The sequence below is a fragment of the Pseudomonas sp. B21-051 genome (assembly GCF_024748795.1).
GTDB classification, from domain to species: Bacteria; Pseudomonadota; Gammaproteobacteria; order Pseudomonadales; family Pseudomonadaceae; genus Aquipseudomonas; species Aquipseudomonas putida_A.
This window is the reverse complement of the sequence record NZ_CP087166.1, coordinates 2,001,946-2,022,301: the sequence shown is the minus strand read 5'-3', so window position 1 is coordinate 2,022,301 and position 20,356 is coordinate 2,001,946. Positions and strand designations below refer to the sequence as shown.

Below are 20,356 nucleotides of genomic sequence, written 5' to 3'. Positions count from 1 at the left end.
TTCAATCAGCCTTATCAGCAGTGCGTGCAGTAGTTTTACGAAGACGGGAAACCGGCGAAACGTGGGCCGATCCGTTATTCAGGGCGATCATCAGCGCTGGCAGCCAGCGACCCAGCAGGCTGAACAGATCACCGGCGCCCACCTGGCGGTTGGCGGTTTTGAGTACGCGACCCAGGCACGCGTCGTCGTCACGGCTGGACGGCGAGGCGTTGAGCATGTCGCGCAAAGACTGTTCAAACGGATCGTGCATACGCACCTCTCGTGATGTCTGTGAAAGACGCGGGCAAATTTGGTCGGGTCACATGTTGCATCTTCACACCCAGCGCAAACGGCGGAATAACCACCATTGACCTAAGGCCATGGCCAACACTGTCAGACAGGCAATGAGGAAACCATAGGGGCTGCTCGAGAACGGAATGCCACCCACGTTGATGCCCAGCAGGCCAGTGAGAAAACTCATCGGCAAAAAGATGCAGGTGATGATGCCGAAACGGTACATCGTGCGATTCATGCGCACGTTCAAACGCCGGTCTTCAGCCTCCAGCACAAGCCCCATGCGCTCTCGAGTCAATTCCAGCTCTTCGAGATAGCGCGTCAGGCTGTTGTTCAATTCGTTCCAGTAGTCGGCGTCATCGTCGACAAACCACGGCAGTTTTATCCGCGTCAGCTGTCCGAAAATGTCCCGCTGCGGTGCCAGAAAACGCTTCAGCCCGGCCGCCCGGCGGCGGATGTGCAAAATCGAGCCATGCTCGGGGGTATACCGTTCGTCGGCATCCAGTTTTTCTTCCTCTTCATCGACCAGTTCCGACAGGCACGTGACCAGATCCTGCACCTTGTTGGTGAGGAATTGCGCCAGATACAGGATCAGTTCCGAGGAGGTTTTCGGGCCTTTGCCTTCGCTTAGCAGCGCCAGCAGCTCATCGGTGGCGCGCAGCGGACGCAAACGCAAAGAGATGACGCGCTGGGCGGAAGCGAAAATCCGCACCGAGACCATGTCTTCCGGCTCGGCGCCGGGGTTGAGGTTGACCCCGCGCAGAAACAGCAGCAGCTCGGCGTCCGGCAACGGCAACAGGCGCGGGCGGGTGTTTTCTTCCAGCAGCAGGTCGCAGGCGAATTCATTCAGGCCGCTGGATTTGCGCAGCCAGGTCTGGGTTTGCGGATGGCTGCGATCCCAGTGCAACCACAGGCTCTCATGGGCCTGCAGCTGCAGATCGTCGAGTTCAGTCCGGGCAATCGAACGCGCACCGCCTTTACCGTCCAGCACCAGTGCATGCACCAGCCCCCACTGCGCGTTTTCTTCCTCGAACATCCGCATCCCTTTGTCGAAAAACTTATTCAGGCATCTGCAGCGGACTTGGCGAAACGATCACGCCGTTGTTGTCCGCATAGATGTATTGGCCTGGGTGGAACGTCACACCGGCAAAGGTCACCGGCACGTTGAGATCGCCGATACCGCGCTTTTCGGTCTTCATCGGATGGCTGGCCAACGCCTGAACGCCGAGATCGGTCTGGGCAATAACGTCAACGTCGCGGATGCAACCGTAGATGACCATCCCTTCCCAGCCGTTTTTCGCGGCTTTCTCGGCGATCATGTCGCCCAGCAGCGCGCGCCGTAGCGAACCGCCGCCATCGACCACCAGCACCTTGCCATTGCCCTGGAGTTCGGCTTGCTCCTTGACCAGCGAGTTGTCTTCGAAACATTTGACGGTCACGATTTCGCCGCCGAAAGAATCACGGCCGCCGAAATTGCTGAACATCGGTTCCAGCACCTGCACCAGCTCCGGATAAGCGTCGCACAGTTCAGGCGTGAGGTAATGGTTCATCGAAAAACTCCTGTAACAAGGAAGACGATCAAGGATGTCGCACTCTTTTGAAACGAGTCCCGGCGGTCGCTGTTTACCTTAGTTCATGCAATGGTCGCTGAACGAACCTGAACAAACGCTGAAACGTAATAGCTAAGCACCCACCAAATATGACCAGAACCGCACAATGCGTCATATCTTAGCCGCAAGCCGACCTGAACGAAATGCCCTTTTCAGAGCCCCGGACTCAGACCGCAGCGGCAAGATCCGGCTTGTCGCCGAGCAACGGCGTCTGCTGATCATTAAGCCAGCGCGCCACCAGCGGCCAGACTTCGGCCTGCGCCGCTTTGCTCACCAGCATCTCGACATGCCCGAAGTTGTCGCTGAAGCCCTGCTCGCGCCCCAGATTGACGAACTGTTTGTGCTCGGAGCCGATCTGCTCGAACAGTTTGCGACAGGCCCATGCCGGATCCTGATGATCGCCCGCCGCGGTCACTGCCAGCACTGGCACCTGAACCTCGGCCAGGCCGGCCCACCAGTCCTTGTCCTTGTCGCCAAAACGCCCGAACAGGCCGTACCAGCGCATGCTTTCCAGCGCCAGACCGATCGGCTCGTCTTCCGGGCCGCGCTTGAGGCGTGAGCCGGACAACTGCGCGAAACGCTTGAGAATGAAGCGCCCGCTCCACTCCACTGGTGGAATCTTCAGCGGCCAGTAAGTGCGGCTGACCTGCGTGCCGAAAAACGCCGCCGAGGCCACGGCCGGCTCGCCGAGGTATTCACCACCCAACGCCGCCGCCAGCGTGATGCCGCCCAGCGAATGGCCGATCCAGTGCGGCACCTGCCCGCTCTGCTCGCGGACGAACGCGGCAATTGCCGGCAGATCGTAACGGGCGTAGTCGGCCACGCGGTTGCGCCGGTAGTCCTCGTTGCGCTGCGACAGACCGTGACCGCGCATCTCCGGGATCCACACGTCGAAGCCCAGCCGGGTCAGGTAAGCGCCCAGCCCCAGGCCTTTGGGGGAAAACCAGAAGCGCCGGTTGGAAAAGCTGCCGTGCAGCAAAATCACCGGCACGCCGCGTGGTGTCGTGTCGTCGGCCATACCCAAGCGGGTCACGGCGATTTCCACGGACCAGTCGGGACTGTTGCCGGGTTTGAGTCGATACACGTCTTCGCTCAGATCACCGCGACGTTCGGCGCTGATCAGGGCGACAGGAAACAGGTTGCTGCTGCTTTGCATAATGCTCTTGCACAAAAAAGGGCGGCATCTACAGGAGCCCGCCCTACTTCAATCTCAAAGCCCGCCCCTTGTAGGAGTGAGCCTGCTCGCGAAAGCGGTATATACGTCGACATCACTGCTGCCTGTCAGTCCGTCTTCGTCGGAACGCCGCCCGGAGCAGGCTCGCTCCCACAAGGGAACGGGCCGTTCACATATGGATCAAGCCTGGGCCTGACCTTCGGCGAGGAAGAACCAGGTTTCCAGTACGGAGTCCGGGTTCAGCGACACGCTTTCGATGCCCTGCTCCATCAGCCATTTGGCCAGGTCCGGGTGGTCCGAAGGGCCCTGGCCGCAGATACCGATGTACTTGCCGGCCTTGTTGCACGCGGCAATCGCGTTGGCCAGCAGCTTCTTGACCGCTGGATTACGCTCGTCGAACAGGTGCGCGATGATCCCGGAGTCACGGTCCAGGCCCAGGGTCAACTGGGTCAGGTCGTTGGAACCGATCGAGAAACCGTCGAAGAATTCGAGGAATTCATCAGCGAGAATCGCGTTGGATGGCAGTTCGCACATCATGATCACGCGCAGGCCGTTGTCGCCACGGGCCAGGCCGTTTTCGGCGAGCAGATCGACCACCTGGCTGGCTTCGCCGAGGGTACGGACGAACGGCACCATGATTTCGACGTTGGTCAGGCCCATCTCGTTGCGCACACGCTTCAGCGCGCGGCATTCGAGTTCGAAGCAGTCACGGAACGATTCGCTGATGTAACGCGAAGCGCCACGGAAGCCGAGCATCGGGTTTTCTTCTTCCGGCTCGTACAGCTTGCCGCCGATCAGGTTGGCGTATTCGTTGGACTTGAAGTCCGACAGACGCACGATGACTTTCTTCGGCCAGAACGCTGCCGCGAGGGTGCTGATGCCTTCCACCAGTTTTTCGACGTAGAAGCCGACCGGATCGTTGTAACCGGCGATGCGCTTGTCGACGCTGTCCTTGATTTCCTGCGGCAGGCCGTCGTAGTTCAACAGCGCTTTGGGGTGTACGCCGATCATGCGGTTGATGATGAATTCCAGACGGGCCAGGCCGACACCGGCGTTCGGCAACTGCGCGAAGTCGAAGGCGCGGTCCGGGTTGCCGACGTTCATCATGATCTTGAACGGCAGCTCCGGCATGGCGTCCACGGAGTTCTTCTTGACGTCGAAGCCCAGCTCGCCTTCGAAGATGTAACCGGTATCGCCTTCGGCGCAGGACACGGTCACGCCCTGGCCATCTTTCAGCAGTTGGGTGGCGTTGCCGCAACCCACGACCGCTGGAATCCCCAGTTCACGAGCGATGATCGCCGCGTGGCAGGTACGGCCGCCACGGTTGGTGACGATGGCGCTGGCGCGCTTCATCACCGGCTCCCAGTCCGGGTCGGTCATGTCGGAAACCAGCACGTCGCCGGCCTGGACTTTGTCCATTTCCGAGACGTCCTTGATGATCCGCACTTTGCCGGCGCCGATGCGCTGGCCGATGGCACGCCCCTCAACCAGCACGGTGCCGGTTTCTTTCAGCAGGTAACGTTCCATGACGTTGGCCTGGGTGCGGCTCTTCACGGTTTCCGGGCGGGCCTGCACGATGTACAGCTTGCCGTCGTCACCGTCCTTGGCCCACTCGATGTCCATCGGGCAACCGTAGTGCTTCTCGATGATCATCGCCTGTTTGGCCAGCTCGCTGACTTCGGCATCGGTCAGGCAGAAACGCGCGCGCTCAGCCTTATCGACATCGACAGTCTTCACCGAACGACCGGCCTTGGCCTCGTCGCCGTAGATCATCTTGATCGCTTTGCTGCCCAGGTTGCGACGCAGGATCGCCGGGCGACCGGCTTCCAGGGTGCCTTTGTGTACATAGAATTCGTCGGGGTTGACCGCGCCTTGTACAACGGTTTCGCCCAGGCCGTAGGCGCCGGTGATGAACACCACGTCACGGAAACCGGATTCGGTATCGAGGGTGAACATCACGCCGGCGGTGCCGGTTTCCGAACGCACCATGCGCTGCACGCCAGCCGACAAGGCGACCAGTTTGTGGTCGAAGCCCTGATGCACGCGGTAGGAAATCGCACGGTCGTTGAACAGCGAAGCGAACACCTCTTTGGCGGCGCGGATAACGTTTTCCACGCCACGGATGTTCAGGAAGGTTTCCTGCTGGCCGGCGAACGATGCATCAGGCAAGTCTTCGGCGGTGGCGGAGGAACGCACGGCCACGGCCACGTCAGGGTTGCCGGCCGACAGCGCGGCGAACGCGGTGCGGATCTCGGTATTGAGTTTTTCAGGGAATTCGGCATCCATGATCCATTGACGGATCTGCGCACCGGTCTTGGCCAGCGCGTTGACGTCATCGACGTCCAGGGCGTCGAGAGCCTTGTGGATCTGATCGTTGAGGCCGCTCAGTTCGAGAAAGTCGCGATAGGCCTGCGCGGTGGTGGCAAAGCCGCCGGGGACCGACACACCGGCACCCGCCAGGTTGCTGATCATCTCGCCCAGGGATGCGTTCTTGCCCCCCACATGCTCAACATCGTGTTTGCCGAGCTTATCGAGGGAAACTACGTACTCTACCAAGGTGATCTCTCCACTAACTGTGTTGGAAAAGCTCAGAAACCGGCGGCTCGGGGGAGCGTTGGCCGGCTGTATGGCCTGGACCTGGAAAATAAGTGAGAATGCGGGCCAATGGCGGCCGGCAAATCGCGCCTATCATATCCAGAAATACTCTTTAGCTTAAGGCCCAAGGTGCAAATGAAACGATCTGCTTTCTTTATCTCCGATGGCACCGGCATTACCGCCGAAACCCTGGGTCAAAGCCTTCTGGCGCAGTTCGAAAACATTACCTTCACCAAGCTCACGCGGCCGTATATCGACAACGCGGACAAAGCGCGGGCCATGGTACAACAAATCAACAAAGCCGCTGAAACCGACGGCTTCCGTCCGATCATCTTCGACACCATCGTCAATCAGGACATCCGTGAGATTCTCGCAACGTCCAATGGTTTCATGATCGACATTTTCTCGACCTTCCTCGCCCCGCTCGAGCAGGAACTGACCGAGCATTCTTCCTACACCGTCGGCAAGTCCCACTCGATCGGGCACAACTCCAATTACATGGAGCGCATCGAGGCGGTGAACTTCGCCCTCGACAACGACGACGGTGCGCGCACCCACTATTACGACAAGGCCGACCTGATACTAGTGGGCGTGTCGCGTTGTGGTAAGACGCCGACGTGTCTGTACATGGCGATGCAGTTCGGCATCCGCGCGGCCAACTACCCGCTGACCGAAGACGACATGGAGCGCCTGACCCTGCCGACCGCCCTGCGCGCCCATCAGCACAAGCTGTTCGGCCTGACCATCGATCCCGATCGCCTCACCGCGATCCGCAACGAGCGCAAGCCCAACAGCCGCTATTCGAGCTATGCCCAGTGCGAATTCGAAGTGCGCGAAGTGGAAAACCTGTTCCGCCGCGAGAACATCCCGCACATCAACTCCACGCATTTTTCGGTGGAAGAGATTTCCGCGAAGATTCTGGTGGAGAAAGGTGTGGAGCGGCGCTTCAAATAACACCACTCATCCCCTGTAGGAGCTGCCGCAGGCTGCGATCTTTTGATTTTGATCTTGAAAAGCAAAATCAGAAGATCGCAGCCTGCGGCAGCTCCTGCAGTGTTTGGTGTCAGATGACGAACAGGTCGACGAAGCGATTTACGGGAGTAGCTTCAACCTTCGCCTGATCCTTGCACAACGCGAAGATCTCGTTGCTGCGCTGCCCGGTGAATCGTGTCAGCAGATTCGCTCTGAACTTGTCCTCCAGCAATGGAATCCCCTCGACCCGGCGCCGGCGATGGCCGATCGGGTATTCGACCACTACGTTCTCGGTGCTGGAACCGTCCTTGAAAAATACCTGCACCGCGTTGGCAATCGAGCGCTTGTCGGCCTCCAGATACTCGCGGGTGAAACGCGGGTCTTCGACGATGACCATTTTCTCGCGCAGCACATCGATGATCGGATGCGCAGCGTGGAAATCGTCCTCGTATTGCTCGGCCAGCAGATTGCCGAACGCCAGCGGCACGGCGGTCATGTACTGGAGGCAGTGGTCGCGGTCGGCGGCGTTGGCCAGCGGCCCGACCTTGGAGATGATACGAATCGCCGACTCATGGGTGGTGATGACGATGCGGTCGATCTCATGCAGGCGGTTGCGCACCAACGGATGCAAGGTCACCGCCGCTTCGCAGGCCGTTTGCGCGTGGAATTCGGCGGGAAAGCTGATCTTGAACAGCACGTTTTCCATGACGTAACTGCCGTAGGACCGCGAGAAACTGAAGGTGCGTTTGCCTTCCGGCTTGAGCGCCAGATCGTTGTTGGTGTGGCTGAACGATACGTCGTAGAAGCCCCACTGTCTGGCCGTCAACACTCCGGGAATGCCCATCTCGCCGCGCAGGGCGATGTCGGCCAGACGCACGCCACGACTGGTCGCATCCCCCGCCGCCCAGGATTTGCGCGACCCGGCGTTCGGCGCATGGCGATAGGTGCGCAGCGCCTGACCATCGGCAAACGCATGAGACAACGCTGACAGCAGTTGCTCGCGATTGGCGCCCATCAGTTTGGCGGTGACGGCGGTCGAAGCGACTTTCACCAGCAACACATGGTCGAGGCCGACGCGGTTGAAGGAGTTTTCCAGAGCGATCACGCCTTGAATCTCGTGGGCCATGATCATCGCTTCCAGCACATCGCGAATCGTCAGCGGCGCCTCAGCGTTGGCGACACGCTTCTGCGAGAGATGATCGGCCACCGCGAGAATCGCGCCGAGGTTGTCCGACGGATGCCCCCATTCGGCGGCAAGCCAAGTGTCGTTGTAATCGAGCCAGCGCACGATACAGCCGATGTCCCAAGCGGCTTTCACCGGGTCGAGGCGATAGGAAGTGCCCGGCACCCGCGCCCCGAACGGCACCACGGTGCCCTCGACGATGGGGCCGAGGTGCTTGGTGCATTCGGGAAAACGCAACGCCAGCAGGCCACAGCCGAGGGTATCCATCAGGCAGTTGCGGGCGGTGTCGAGGGCTTCGGCGGATTCGACGTTGAAGGTGAGGACGTAATCGGCGATGTCCTGCAGGACACAGTCGTAGTCAGGGCGGTTGTTCAGGTCGACGTTGGCGCTCATGTTCGATTCACTCTGGTAGTGGTTCGTTGAGGGGACCTCGGTTCAGGCTGATTTTCTTATATTGAAATGCACTCCCCTGTAGGAGCTGCCGCAGGCTGCGATCTTTTGATCTTGATCTTAAAAAACAAGATCAAAAGATCGCAGCCTGCGGCAGCTCCTACAGGGGTTATGTGATGGGTCAGAAAGAGTCGCCGGGGATGCGCACGTAGCCTTCCATCAACACTCGGGCACTGCGGCTCATGATGGCTTTTTTCACCACCCACTCACCGTTTTCCAGGCTGGCCTCGGCACCCACGCGCAGGGTGCCGGAAGGATGGCCGAAGCGCACAGCGTTGCGCTCGACACCGCCTGCCGCAAGATTTACCAAAGTCCCGGAAATCGCCGCCGCCGTGCCGATTGCCACCGCCGCCGTACCCATCATCGCGTGATGCAATTTGCCCATCGACAATGCACGCACCAGCAAATCCACATCAGCGGCAGCAATCGCCTTGCCGCTGGACGCGATGTAATCCGCAGGCCTGGCGACGAACGCGACTTTCGGCGTGTGCTGTCGCTTGGCCGCTTCGTCCAGATTGGAAATCAGGCCCATGCGCAATGCACCGTAGGCGCGGATGGTTTCGAACATCTGCAGGGCTTGCGGGTCGCTGTTGATCGCGCTTTGCAGTTCGGTGCCGGTGTAGCCGATGTCTGCGGCGTTGACGAAAATCGTCGGGATCCCGGCGTTGATCATGGTCGCCTGGAACGTGCCGACACCCGGCACCTCCAGCTGATCGATCAGGTTGCCGGTGGGGAACATCGAACCGCCGCCGCCCTCTTCCTCCGCCGCCGGATCGATGAATTCGACCTGCACTTCGGCCGCCGGAAAGGTCACGCCGTCGAGTTCGAAATCACCGGTTTCCTGCACCTCGCCGTTGGTGATCGGCACGTGGGCGATGATGGTCTTGCCGATGTTGGCCTGCCACACGCGCACCACCGCCACACCGTTATGCGGAATGCGGCTGGCCTCCACCAGACCGTTGCTGATGGCGAACGAACCGACCGCTGCCGAGAGGTTGCCGCAGTTGCCGCTCCAGTCGACGAACGGCTTGTCGATGGAGACCTGACCGAACAGGTAATCGACGTCGTGATCGGCCTTGCTGCTTTTCGACAGGATCACGGTTTTGCTGGTGCTCGACGTGGCGCCGCCCATGCCGTCGATTTGCTTGTCGTAGGGGTCGGGGCTGCCGATCACCCGCAGCAGCAAGGCATCGCGGGCCGGGCCGGGAATCTGCGCGGCTTCGGGCAGATCCTTGAGGCTGAAAAACACGCCTTTGCTGGTGCCGCCGCGCATGTAAGTGGCGGGGATTTTGATCTGCGGTGCGAACTTAGCTGCGTGAGCCATAGTGCTCCTTATCCGCAAACGCGGGTCAACCGACCCGCGCTCGCATTACGTGATTTAAACGGCAACCGCCGACTCTTCGAGGAAGTCCTGGGCGAAGCGCTGCAACACGCCGCCGGCCTCGTAGATCGACACCTCTTCAGCGGTGTCCAGACGGCAGGTCACCGGCACTTCAACGCGCTCGCCGGACTTGCGATGGATCACCAGCGTCAGGTCCGCGCGCGGGGTGCGGGCGCCGATCACGTCGTAGGTCTCGCTGCCGTCGATGCCCAGGGTGTGTCGGTCAGTGCCCGGTTTGAACTCCAGCGGCAACACGCCCATGCCCACCAGGTTGGTGCGGTGGATGCGTTCGAAACCTTCGGCGACGATCGCTTCGACACCCGCCAGACGCACACCCTTTGCCGCCCAGTCACGGGACGAACCCTGACCGTAGTCGGCACCGGCGATGATGATCAGCGGCTGCTTGCGCTGCATGTAGGTTTCGATGGCTTCCCACATGCGCATCACCTTGCCTTCCGGCTCGACCCGTGCCAGCGAACCCTGTTTGACCTTGCCGTTTTCCTGGACCATTTCGTTGAACAGTTTCGGGTTGGCGAAGGTCGCGCGCTGGGCGGTCAAGTGGTCGCCCCGGTGCGTGGCGTACGAGTTGAAGTCCTCTTCCGGCAAGCCCATTTTCGCCAGGTATTCGCCGGCGGCGCTGTCGAGCATGATCGCGTTGGAGGGCGACAGGTGATCGGTGGTGATGTTGTCCGGCAGCACCGCCAGCGGACGCATACCCTTCAGCGGCCGCGCGCCGGCCAGCGCGCCTTCCCAGTACGGCGGACGGCGGATGTAGGTGCTCATCTCGCGCCAGTCGTACAGCGGCGTGACTTTCGGGCCAGTGTCTTCGTGGATGGCGAACATCGGAATGTAGACCTGACGGAACTGCTCCGGCTTGACCGACGACTTCACCACGGCGTCGATTTCTTCGTCGCTCGGCCAGATGTCTTTCAGGCGGATTTCCTTGTCGTCGACCACGCCCAACACGTCCTTCTCGATGTCGAAACGGATGGTCCCGGCGATGGCGTAAGCGACCACCAGCGGCGGCGACGCGAGGAATGCCTGCTTGGCGTACGGGTGAATGCGGCCGTCGAAGTTGCGGTTGCCGGAAAGCACGGCAGTCGCGTACAGATCACGGTCGATGATCTCTTGCTGGATCACCGGATCGAGGGCGCCGGACATGCCGTTGCAGGTGGTGCAGGCAAACGCGACAACGCCGAAACCGAGTTGCTCCAGCTCCGTGGTCAGCCCTGCCTCGTCGAGGTACAGCGCGACGGTTTTCGAACCAGGGGCCAGCGAGGATTTGACCCACGGCTTGCGGGTCAGGCCGAGCTTGTTGGCGTTGCGCGCCAGCAGGCCGGCGGCGATCACGTTGCGCGGGTTGCTGGTGTTGGTGCAGCTGGTGATGGCGGCGATGATCACCGCGCCGTCGGGCATTTGCCCCGGCACGTCATCCCACTGCCCGGAGATGCCTTTGGCCGCCAGATCCGATACCGCGACGCGCGCATGCGGATTGCTCGGGCCGGCCATGTTGCGCACCACCGACGACAGATCGAAAGTCAGGCCACGCTCGTATTGCGCGCCTTTCAGGCTGTCGGCCCACAGGCCGTTGAGTTTGGCGTACTGCTCGACCAGTTGCACTTGCTGGTCTTCGCGACCGGTGAGTTTCAGGTAGTCGATGGTCTGCTGGTCGATGTAGAACATCGCTGCGGTGGCACCGTATTCCGGGGCCATGTTGGAGATGGTCGCGCGGTCGCCTAGGGTCAGCGCCGCGGCACCTTCGCCGAAGAACTCCAGCCACGCGCCGACGACTTTCTGTTTGCGCAAGTATTCGGTCAGCGCCAGCACCATATCGGTGGCGGTGATACCCGGTTGCAACTTGCCGGTCAGTTCGACGCCGACGCTTTCCGGCAGACGCATCCACGACGCGCGACCGAGCATCACGCTCTCGGCTTCCAGACCGCCAACACCGATGGCGATCACGCCCAAAGCATCGACGTGCGGGGTGTGGCTGTCAGTGCCGACGCAGGTGTCGGGGAACGCCACGCCGTCGCGCACCTGGATCACCGGAGACATTTTCTCCAGGTTGATCTGGTGCATGATGCCGTTGCCTGGCGGGATCACGTCGACGTTCTTGAAGGCCTTTTTGGTCCAGTTGATGAAGTGGAAACGGTCTTCGTTGCGCCGGTCTTCGATGGCGCGGTTTTTCTCGAACGCCTGCTTGTCGAAACCGCCCGCTTCCACCGCCAGCGAGTGGTCGACGATCAGTTGCGTCGGCACCACCGGGTTGACCTGCGCCGGGTCACCGCCCTGCAGGGCAATCGCGTCACGCAGGCCGGCGAGGTCGACCAGTGCGGTCTGGCCGAGAATGTCGTGGCAGACCACGCGCGCCGGGAACCACGGGAAGTCGAGGTCGCGTTTGCGTTCGATCAGTTGCTTGAGGGATTCGGTAAGCGTGGCCGGGTCGCAACGACGCACGAGGTTTTCCGCCAGCACTCGGGAGGTGTACGGCAGGGTGTCATAACTGCCGGGCTGAATCGCCTCGACCGCCGCGCGGGCATCGAAATAATCCAGAGGGCTGCCGGGCAGGTTTTTGCGAAATTCTGTGTTCATCGGGTCAGGACTCGGGTCACGGTAGTTTCAAAGGGAAGAGGCCTCCACACCGCCCCCCTGTAGGAGCTGCCGAAGGCTGCGATCTTTTGATTTTGTTTTTTAAGATCAAGATCAAGATCAAGATCAAGATCAAGATCAAAAGATCGCAGCCTTCGGCAGCTCCTACAGGGGTTACGCTTTGTGGCTGGCCCTCACCATTCAGCGACGTTCGATTGGCACGAACTTGCGCTGTTCGACGCCGACGTACTCGGCGCTTGGACGGATGATGCGGTTGTTGGCGCGTTGCTCGAACACGTGCGCGGCCCAGCCGGTCAGGCGCGAGCAAACGAAAATCGGCGTGAACAGCTTGGTCGGGATGCCCATGAAGTGGTACGCCGAGGCATGGTAGAAATCGGCGTTCGGGAACAATTTCTTCTGCTCCCACATGGTCTTGTCGATGGCTTCGGAGACCGCAAACAGCACCTTGTCACCGACTTCGTCGGCGAGTTTTTTCGACCAGCCCTTGATCACCTCGTTACGCGGATCGCTGTCCTTATAGATCGCGTGGCCGAAGCCCATGATCTTGTCCTTGCGCTCGAGCATGCCGAGGGTGCCTTTGATCGCCTCTTCCGGCGACGAGAAGCGCTGGATCATCTCCATTGCCGCCTCGTTGGCGCCGCCATGCAGCGGGCCACGCAGCGAACCGATCGCTGCGGTGACGCAGGAATACAGGTCGGACAGGGTCGATGCACAAACCCGGGCGGTAAAAGTCGAGGCATTGAATTCGTGCTCGGCGTAGAGGATCAGCGACACGTTCATCACTTTGACGTGCAGTTCGCTCGGCTTCTTGTCGTGCAGCAGGTGCAGGAAATGGCCGCCGATCGATGGCTCGTCGCTGACGCAGTTGATGCGTTTGCCGTCGTGGCTGAAGCGATACCAGTAGCACATGATCGCCGGGAACGCGGCGAGCAGGCGGTCAGTCTTGTCGCGCTGTTCGGAGAAGTCTTTCTCCGGCTCCAGGTTGCCGAGGAACGAGCAACCGGTGCGCATCACGTCCATCGGGTGGGCGTCGGCGGGAATGCGTTCGAGCACTTCTTTCAATGCTTGCGGCAGGTCGCGCAGCTTGCTCAGCTTTTGCTGGTAAGCGTCGAGTTGCGCCTGGGTCGGCAGTTCGCCGTACAGCAGCAGGTACGCGACTTCTTCGAACTGCGCGTCTGCTGCCAGTTCACGCACGTCGTAACCGCGATAGGTCAGCCCGGCACCGGCCTGGCCCACGGTGGACAGTGCGGTTTGCCCGGCAACCTGGCCCCGGAGCCCGGCGCCACTGAGTACTTTTGCTTCGGCCATTGCTGTCTCCAATCTTGAATTTGTTAGGGAATCTGCAATTACGGTGTTGTTGGCAAAAGATCGCAGCCTTCGGCAGCTCCTACCTCGACCGCGTTCCTGTAGGAGCTGCCGAAGGCTGCGATCTTTTGATCTTTATTTTTTAGCGGCAAACAACGCATCGAGCTTCTGCTCGAACGTGTGGTAGTCGATGCGATCGTAAAGCTCCATGCGCGTCTGCATGGTGTCGATGACATTCTGCTGTGTACCGTCGCGGCGGATCGCGGTGTAGACGTTTTCCGCTGCCTTGTTCATCGCGCGGAATGCCGACAGCGGGTACAGCACCAGCGACACATCGGCGCCAGCCAGTTGCTCGGTGGTGTACAGCGGCGTCGAGCCGAACTCGGTGATGTTGGCGAGGATCGGCGCCTTCACGCGGTTGGCGAACAGCTTGTACATCTCAAGCTCGGTGATGGCTTCCGGGAAGATCATGTCGGCGCCGGCCTCGATGCACGCGGCGGCGCGATCCAGTGCCGATTCCAGACCTTCCACCGCCAGCGCGTCAGTCCGCGCCATGATCACGAAGCTGTCGTCGGTACGGGCATCGACTGCGGCCTTGATGCGGTCGACCATTTCCTGCTGGCTGACGATTTCCTTGTTCGGACGGTGACCGCAGCGCTTGGCGCCGACCTGGTCCTCGATGTGAATCGCCGCCGCGCCGAACTTGATCATCGACTTCACAGTGCGCGCCACGTTGAACGCCGACGAACCGAAACCGGTGTCGACGTCCACCAGCAGCGGCAGGTCGCAGACGTCGGTGATGCGCCGCACATCGGTCAGCACGTCATCCAGGCCGGTGATGCCCAGGTCCGGCACGCCGAGCGAGCCTGCGGCCACCCCGCCACCGGACAGGTAGATCGCCTTGAAACCGGCGCGCTTGGCCAGCAGCGCGTGGTTGGCGTTGATCGCGCCGACCACCTGCAATGGGTGCTCGCTGGCGACCGCATCGCGGAAACGCTGGCCTGGAGTGTTCTGCTTGGAACTCATGACTCACCTCGTTCAGTGGCTGTCTTATTGTCGGCGCCGTCCTGGTAATGACGGGCGATGTTGCGTTTCGAGGCGCCGATGTGGCGGCGCATCAACAATTCCGCGAGTTCGCCGTCACGGTCGGCGATGGCATCGAGAATCCGGTGGTGTTCGGCGAAGGCCTGACGCGGGCGGTTGGGCGTTGTGGAAAACTGGATGCGGTACATACGCACCAGTTGGTACAGCTCGCCGCAGAGCATCTGGGTCAAGGTGCGATTGCCGCTGCCCTGGATGATCCGGTAATGAAAGTCGAAATCGCCTTCCTGCTGGTAATAGCCGACGCCAGCCTGGAACGCCGCGTCGCGCTCGTGGGTTTCCAGCACCCGGCGCAGTTCGTCGATTTCTTCGACGCTCATGCGTTCGGCCGCCAGCCGACAGGCCATGCCTTCAAGGGATTCGCGGATTTCGTAGAGTTCGAGCAATTCGGCGTGGCTGAGCGACACCACCCGCGCGCCGACATGCGGTACGCGCACCAGCAGGCGTTGGCCTTCGAGCCGATGGATGGCCTCGCGCAGCGGCCCGCGACTGATGCCATAAGTGCGCGCCAGCTCCGGCTCGGAGATCTTGCTGCCCGGGGCGATCTCGCCTTTGACGATGGCCGCCTGGATGCGCCGGAAGACGTTTTCCGAGAGCGTCTCGGAATCCTCGCCGCTGATGACCGGGGGATCGAGTTGATCCAGCATGATTGTCGACACCTTTAAATCCAATGCGGCAAAAACTAGCCAATTAGCCGGCGTCAGTCAAAGGATAAATGGATATTGTCGACAATCGTCTAATAACCCGAAAAGATCGCAGCCTTCGGCAGCTCCTACAGGATGTACGCGAATCCTTTGTAGGAGCTGCCGCAGGCTGCGATCTTTTGATCTTTTATAGACCGGCCCCAGCGCTGGCGCCATAAAACCACCGTGCTAGAATGCCGCCCGCATTTGCTGGCCATTTGTACGGCTTGTCATAAAAAGCTGATAGGCACACGAAGGAGCTTGCGCAGTATTGCCAGGAACCTGAACCGAAAACGGAACGCTGCGCACCAGGATTTATGAGACTCAAGCCCTTCCCCACATTTTTTGCGCTGTTTTGCCTGCCCGGCCTCGCCGCGGCGGGGGAAAAAACCGTGTACGGCCTCAACGAATACGCATCGCTTGACGGCATCAATCTGCAAGTCGCGGCCAAACTCGACACCGGCGCCAAAACCGCCTCGCTGAGTGCCCGCGACATCAAACGCTTCAAACGCAACGGCGAGTCCTGGGTGCGTTTCTACCTGGCGATCGACGCAGCGCATTCGCACCCGATCGAGCGGCCGCTGGCCCGGGTCAGCAAGATCAAGCGCCGCGCCGGCGACTACGACCCGGAAGAAGGTAAGAAATACACCGCGCGCCCGGTGATCGAGCTGGATATCTGCATGGGCACGGCGCTGCGCAGCATCGAAGTGAACCTGACCGACCGAAGTGCGTTCCAATACCCGCTTTTGATCGGCTCCGAAGCCTTGAAACGCTTCGACGCGCTGGTCGACCCCAGTCTTAAATACGCTGCCGGCAAACCCGCCTGCACCATCGCCGCTCATACCGCCGAGTAATTTCCATGCGTTCTCTAACCTTCCACCTGAAAATCCTGATCACCATTCTGGTGCTCCTGGGCGTTTCGGTTACGGCCTATCAGATTTTCGTGCTCGGCATCCCGGTGACCGAAGACGCCACCGACGACTTGTGGAACATCGACGCCAAAGTCGAGTTCGTCGCCAGCACCAAGGACCCGGTGAAGGTCCAGATGTTCGTGCCGCCGCTGAGCCGTGATTACGTCAGCCTCAACGAAAGCTTTATCTCCAATAACTACGGTGTGGCGGTCAACCGGGTCGACGGCAACCGCAAGGTCACCTGGTCGGCGCGCCGGGCCAAGGGCAACCAGACCCTGTATTACCGTCTGGTGCTGACCAAGCGCTACACCGCAGAAAAATCCAAGATCAAAGGCCCGACCTTCCGCGACAGCATCGCCATCGAAGGCCCGGAAAAGATCGCCGCCGAAGCTCTGCTGGCACCGATTCGCCAGCACTCGGCCGACGTCGAAACCTTCATCGGCGAAGCGATCAAACGCGTCAACAACGCCAACGACGACAACGTCAAACTGCTGCTGGCCGGCGACCCGTCGACACCGCACAAGGCGAAGATCGTCGAACTGCTGCTGTCGATCGCCCACGTGCCGGTAGAAAAAGTCCACACCATCCGCCTCGTTGCCGATCAACCGCAAACCCCGGAACTGTGGTTGCGCAGCTTCAACGGCAACGACTGGCTGTACTTCAACCCGGAAACCGGCGAGCAAGGCCTGCCGACCGACCGCCTGCTGTGGTGGACCGGTGATGAAAACCTGATCACCATCGAGGGCGCGAAGAAAGCCAACGTGACCTTCAGCCTGAACAACAGCGAAATGAACGCGATTCGTCTGGCCAAGCTGACCGACGAAAACACCGACGCCAACTTCCTCGAATACTCGCTCTACGGCCTGCCGCTGCAGACCCAGCAGACGTTCATGATCATGGTGATGATCCCGATCGGCGTGCTGGTGATTCTGATTCTGCGCAACCTGATCGGCCTGCAAACCCTCGGCACCTTCACCCCGGTGCTGATCGCCCTGGCCTTCCGCGAAACGCAACTGGGCTTCGGCATCCTCCTGTTTACCGTGATCACCGCGCTGGGCCTGTCATTACGTTCGTACCTGGAACACCTGAAGCTGCAGATGCTGCCGCGTCTGTCGGTGGTCTTGACCTTCGTGGTGGTGCTGATTGCCGCCATCAGCCTGTTCAGCCACAAGCTTGGTCTGGAGCGCGGTCTGTCGGTGGCGCTGTTCCCGATGGTGATTCTGACCATGACCATCGAACGCCTGTCGATCACCTGGGAAGAACGCGGCGCCAGCCATGCCATGAAAGTGGCGATCGGCACGCTGTTCGCGGCATCACTGGCGCACCTGATCATGACCGTGCCCGAGCTGGTGTACTTCGTGTTCACCTTCCCGGCGATCCTGCTGATTCTGGTCGGTTTCATGCTGGCGATGGGTCGCTATCGCGGCTATCGCCTGACCGAGCTAGTGCGCTTCAAGGCTTTCCTGAAGAAGGCTGACGCCTGATGTTCGGTTTCTGGAAGACCTGGAAGGCTCTGGAGGCGCGGGGCATCATGGGCATCAATCGGCGTAACGCCGACTACGTGCTCAAGTACAACAAGCGCAGCCTGTACCCGATCGTCGATGACAAGATCATCACCAAGGAGCGCGCGATCGAGGCCGGCATTCATGTGCCGGAGCTGTACGGCGTGATCTCCACGGAGAAGGAAATCGACAAGCTCGACGAGATCATCGGCGGGCGTAACGACTTCGTAATCAAGCCGGCTCAAGGTGCAGGCGGTGACGGCATCATCGTCATCGCTGACCGCTTCGAGGGCCGCTATCGCACGGTGTCGGGCAAGATCCTTGCTCACGAAGAACTCGAGCACCACATCTCGAGCATTCTCACTGGCCTGTATTCGCTGGGCGGCCACCGCGACCGCGCGCTGATCGAATACCGGGTGACCCCCGACCAGATCTTCAAAAGCATCAGCTACGAAGGCGTGCCGGACATCCGCATCATCGTGCTGATGGGCTATCCGGTGATGGCCATGCTGCGTTTGCCGACCCGCCAGTCCGGCGGCAAGGCCAACCTGCACCAGGGCGCCATCGGTGTCGGCGTCGACCTCGCCACCGGCCTGACCCTGCGCGGCACCTGGCTGAACAACATCATCAACAAACACCCCGACACCACCAACGCGGTGGATGGCGTGCAACTGCCCTACTGGGACGGGTTCATGAAACTCGCCGCTGGTTGCTATGAGCTGTGTGGCCTGGGCTACATCGGTGTGGACATGGTGCTGGATCAGGAGAAAGGCCCGCTGATTCTCGAGCTGAATGCGCGGCCGGGGCTGAATATCCAGATTGCCAACGATTGCGGGCTGACTCAGCGTACGCACGCGGTCGAGGCGCATCTGAAAGACCTGAAGGCGCGTGGGGTGACGGAGTCAGTTGAAGAGCGGGTGGCGTTCACTCAGGAAATGTTTGGGCATATTCCGGCGGTTGAGGGCTGATGCGGGACCGCGTCGCGGCCTTCGCGAGCAGGCTCGCTCCCACAGGGTTCTCATGAACACTGAAGATCCAATGTGGGAGCGAGCCTGCTCGCGAAGACGTAATCCCAGTCAGCACAAGGCTCCAACCGTACCCCCAATCTGCTCATCCCCGACATCCCCTCTAGGAGCAACTCCCGCAGAGGACTACAATCCCCACCCCGCCTCAATGGCCGATCTGCCCCGCCCATGCTGACCTGTTCCGTACACCCGCTGCCCTACCACGCCAACCCCGCCGTTTACTTCGCGGCCATCCGCCATGCGCCCGGCGCTGTGCTGCTCGACAGCGGCCGGCCAAGTGCCGACCGTGGCCGTTATGACCTGCTCAGCGCCTGGCCGCTGGAACAACTGGCGGTGTTGCCCGACGAAAGCGGCAGCCTGTTCCTGCAACGTCTGCGCGATAATCTGAGCCGTCTGGGCGAAGCGCAACTGCCGGCGGGCCATGAACTGCCCTTCGCCGGCGGCCTGATCGGCTATCTGAGCTACGACTTCGGCCGACATCTCGAGAACCTGCCGAGCCAGGCCCGGGACGATCTGCAATTGCCCGACGCGCGGTTCGGTCTGTACGACTGGGCGTTGATCAGCGATCACCAGACCGCCACCAGCCAACTGGTGTTTCACCCGTCGATGGCCGACAGCGAGCGGCAACGACTGATCGCGTTGTTCAGCCAACCGACTTCAGCACCGCTGACGCCATTCAAGCTGGACACGCCGATGACTGCCGATCTGTCGGCCGATGACTATCGCCAGGCGCTGGAACGCATTCATCAATACATCCAGGCCGGTGACTGCTATCAGGTCAACTTCGCCCAGCGTTTCCGCGCACCGTGTCAAGGCGATCCGTGGCTGGCCTATTGCGCGTTGCGCGAGGCCTGCCCGACGCCGTTTTCTGGTTTTCAGAGCCTGCCCGACGGCGACGCGGTGCTGAGCCTGTCGCCGGAACGCTTCGTCAAAGTCAGCCAGCGCCAGGTGGAAACCCGCCCGATCAAGGGCACCCGCCCGCGTGGCCTGACGCCTGCCGAAGACGCCGCCAACGCCGCCGAACTGCTGGCCAGCCCCAAGGATCGCGCGGAAAACCTGATGATCGTCGACCTGCTGCGCAACGACCTCGGCCGCACCTGCCGCATCGGCTCGGTGCGGGTGCCGGAGCTGTTCAGCCTGGAAAGCTATCCCAACGTGCATCACCTGGTCAGCAGCGTGACCGGCGAACTGGCCGAGGATCGCGACGCACTGGACCTGATTGCTGGCAGCTTCCCCGGTGGCTCGATCACCGGCGCGCCGAAGATTCGTGCGATGCAGATCATTGACGAACTGGAGCCGACCCGGCGCGGTTTGTATTGCGGTTCGTTGCTGTACCTGGACGTGCGCGGCGAGATGGACAGCTCCATCGCGATTCGCAGTCTGTTGGTCAAGGATGGGCAGGTGTGCTGCTGGGGTGGCGGCGGGATCGTGGCCGATTCGGACTGGCAGGCAGAGTATCAGGAGTCGATTACCAAAGTCAGAATCCTGCTCGATACCCTGCAAAACCTCTGATTGAAACGGCCCCTGTAGGAGCTGCCGAAGGCTGCGATCTTTTGATCTTGATCTAAAAAAACAGGATCA

The 20,356-nt window shown here is 60.9% G+C and carries 16 protein-coding genes; 5 read left to right on the top strand and 11 right to left on the bottom strand.

The genetic code is table 11. The features are described 5' to 3' along the window. Position 1: 1 nt before the first annotated feature. From LOY52_RS09280 to ppsA, 5 genes are all read right to left on the bottom strand, one after another. On the bottom strand, positions 2 to 250 hold the full coding sequence (locus tag LOY52_RS09280) for a hypothetical protein (protein WP_003223293.1): 249 nt from the start codon (positions 248 to 250) through the stop codon (positions 2 to 4). Between the two features lie 63 nt (positions 251 to 313). Further along, positions 314 to 1,309, bottom strand: a complete 996-nt coding sequence (locus LOY52_RS09275; protein ID WP_258679171.1) for a zinc transporter ZntB — start codon at positions 1,307 to 1,309, stop codon at positions 314 to 316. 22 nt (positions 1,310 to 1,331) lie between these two features. After that, positions 1,332 to 1,823 carry a ribonuclease E activity regulator RraA gene (gene rraA, locus LOY52_RS09270; RefSeq protein WP_258679170.1) on the bottom strand — a complete coding sequence of 164 codons (492 nt, stop codon included), beginning with the start codon at positions 1,821 to 1,823 and terminating at the stop codon, positions 1,332 to 1,334. A 226-nt stretch (positions 1,824 to 2,049) separates the two neighbouring features. Next, on the bottom strand, positions 2,050 to 3,039 hold the full coding sequence (locus tag LOY52_RS09265; protein ID WP_027613293.1) for an alpha/beta fold hydrolase: 990 nt from the start codon (positions 3,037 to 3,039) through the stop codon (positions 2,050 to 2,052). Positions 3,040 to 3,237: 198 nt separating this feature from the next. Then, entirely contained in the window at positions 3,238 to 5,613 is a 2,376-nt protein-coding gene (gene ppsA, locus LOY52_RS09260; protein WP_258679169.1) for a phosphoenolpyruvate synthase, read from the bottom strand. A gap of 174 nt (positions 5,614 to 5,787) precedes the next feature. On the opposite strand from ppsA, the gene LOY52_RS09255 reads away from it, so the two are divergent. Next, positions 5,788 to 6,606: a pyruvate, water dikinase regulatory protein gene (locus LOY52_RS09255; RefSeq protein ID WP_007960912.1), complete on the top strand. Its 819-nt coding sequence runs from the start codon at positions 5,788 to 5,790 to the stop codon at positions 6,604 to 6,606. A gap of 109 nt (positions 6,607 to 6,715) precedes the next feature. Here LOY52_RS09255 and prpD read toward each other — a convergent pair whose 3' ends face one another. From prpD to LOY52_RS09225, 6 genes are all read right to left on the bottom strand, one after another. Beyond that, positions 6,716 to 8,200: a 2-methylcitrate dehydratase gene (prpD, locus tag LOY52_RS09250; protein WP_258679167.1), complete on the bottom strand. Its 1,485-nt coding sequence runs from the start codon at positions 8,198 to 8,200 to the stop codon at positions 6,716 to 6,718. A 178-nt stretch (positions 8,201 to 8,378) separates the two neighbouring features. Beyond that, a complete protein-coding gene (prpF, locus tag LOY52_RS09245) occupies positions 8,379 to 9,581 on the bottom strand; it encodes a 2-methylaconitate cis-trans isomerase PrpF (protein WP_258679166.1) in 1,203 nt (400 codons plus the stop codon). Between the two features lie 54 nt (positions 9,582 to 9,635). Further along, positions 9,636 to 12,230, bottom strand: coding sequence for a Fe/S-dependent 2-methylisocitrate dehydratase AcnD (gene acnD, locus LOY52_RS09240; protein WP_258679165.1), 2,595 nt, complete (start codon positions 12,228 to 12,230; stop codon positions 9,636 to 9,638). Positions 12,231 to 12,428: 198 nt separating this feature from the next. Beyond that, the gene (gene prpC, locus LOY52_RS09235) at positions 12,429 to 13,556 is read right to left on the bottom strand and encodes a 2-methylcitrate synthase (RefSeq protein ID WP_258679164.1); all 1,128 of its coding nucleotides are present in this window, start codon (positions 13,554 to 13,556) and stop codon (positions 12,429 to 12,431) included. A gap of 132 nt (positions 13,557 to 13,688) precedes the next feature. Beyond that, the gene (prpB, locus tag LOY52_RS09230) at positions 13,689 to 14,579 is read right to left on the bottom strand and encodes a methylisocitrate lyase (protein ID WP_083366502.1); all 891 of its coding nucleotides are present in this window, start codon (positions 14,577 to 14,579) and stop codon (positions 13,689 to 13,691) included. Continuing rightward, positions 14,576 to 15,298, bottom strand: a complete 723-nt coding sequence (locus LOY52_RS09225) for a GntR family transcriptional regulator (RefSeq protein ID WP_177416209.1) — start codon at positions 15,296 to 15,298, stop codon at positions 14,576 to 14,578. The genes prpB and LOY52_RS09225 overlap by 4 nt, the downstream gene beginning before the upstream one ends. A 356-nt stretch (positions 15,299 to 15,654) precedes the next feature. Between LOY52_RS09225 and LOY52_RS09220 the strand changes: the two genes are divergently transcribed. The 4 genes from LOY52_RS09220 to pabB all read left to right on the top strand — a co-directional run bounded on the left by LOY52_RS09220 (position 15,655) and on the right by pabB (position 20,287). Further along, positions 15,655 to 16,191 (top strand): ATP-dependent zinc protease, encoded by a 537-nt coding sequence (locus LOY52_RS09220; RefSeq protein WP_025110318.1) that lies wholly within the window; start codon positions 15,655 to 15,657, stop codon positions 16,189 to 16,191. A gap of 5 nt (positions 16,192 to 16,196) precedes the next feature. Beyond that, on the top strand, positions 16,197 to 17,732 hold the full coding sequence (locus LOY52_RS09215) for an inactive transglutaminase family protein (protein ID WP_007960894.1): 1,536 nt from the start codon (positions 16,197 to 16,199) through the stop codon (positions 17,730 to 17,732). After that, on the top strand, positions 17,732 to 18,718 hold the full coding sequence (locus LOY52_RS09210; protein WP_258679161.1) for an alpha-L-glutamate ligase-like protein: 987 nt from the start codon (positions 17,732 to 17,734) through the stop codon (positions 18,716 to 18,718). The genes LOY52_RS09215 and LOY52_RS09210 overlap by 1 nt, the downstream gene beginning before the upstream one ends. Positions 18,719 to 18,943: 225 nt before the next feature. Further along, positions 18,944 to 20,287 carry an aminodeoxychorismate synthase component I gene (pabB, locus tag LOY52_RS09205; protein WP_258679159.1) on the top strand — a complete coding sequence of 448 codons (1,344 nt, stop codon included), beginning with the start codon at positions 18,944 to 18,946 and terminating at the stop codon, positions 20,285 to 20,287. Positions 20,288 to 20,356 lie beyond the last annotated feature (69 nt).

Bases quoted from the DNA above. Each gene is read 5' to 3' on its own strand.
- LOY52_RS09280 (WP_003223293.1), bottom strand. From the start codon at position 250: ATGCACGATCCGTTTGAACAGTCTTTGCGCGACATGCTCAACGCCTCG.
- LOY52_RS09275 (WP_258679171.1), bottom strand. From the start codon at position 1,309: ATGTTCGAGGAAGAAAACGCGCAGTGGGGGCTGGTGCATGCACTGGTG.
- rraA (WP_258679170.1), bottom strand. From the start codon at position 1,823: ATGAACCATTACCTCACGCCTGAACTGTGCGACGCTTATCCGGAGCTG.
- LOY52_RS09265 (WP_027613293.1), bottom strand. From the start codon at position 3,039: ATGCAAAGCAGCAGCAACCTGTTTCCTGTCGCCCTGATCAGCGCCGAA.
- LOY52_RS09255 (WP_007960912.1), top strand. From the start codon at position 5,788: ATGAAACGATCTGCTTTCTTTATCTCCGATGGCACCGGCATTACCGCC.
- prpD (WP_258679167.1), bottom strand. From the start codon at position 8,200: ATGAGCGCCAACGTCGACCTGAACAACCGCCCTGACTACGACTGTGTC.
- prpF (WP_258679166.1), bottom strand. From the start codon at position 9,581: ATGGCTCACGCAGCTAAGTTCGCACCGCAGATCAAAATCCCCGCCACT.
- acnD (WP_258679165.1), bottom strand. From the start codon at position 12,230: ATGAACACAGAATTTCGCAAAAACCTGCCCGGCAGCCCTCTGGATTAT.
- prpC (WP_258679164.1), bottom strand. From the start codon at position 13,556: ATGGCCGAAGCAAAAGTACTCAGTGGCGCCGGGCTCCGGGGCCAGGTT.
- prpB (WP_083366502.1), bottom strand. From the start codon at position 14,579: ATGAGTTCCAAGCAGAACACTCCAGGCCAGCGTTTCCGCGATGCGGTC.
- LOY52_RS09220 (WP_025110318.1), top strand. From the start codon at position 15,655: ATGAGACTCAAGCCCTTCCCCACATTTTTTGCGCTGTTTTGCCTGCCC.
- LOY52_RS09215 (WP_007960894.1), top strand. From the start codon at position 16,197: ATGCGTTCTCTAACCTTCCACCTGAAAATCCTGATCACCATTCTGGTG.
- LOY52_RS09210 (WP_258679161.1), top strand. From the start codon at position 17,732: ATGTTCGGTTTCTGGAAGACCTGGAAGGCTCTGGAGGCGCGGGGCATC.
- pabB (WP_258679159.1), top strand. From the start codon at position 18,944: ATGCTGACCTGTTCCGTACACCCGCTGCCCTACCACGCCAACCCCGCC.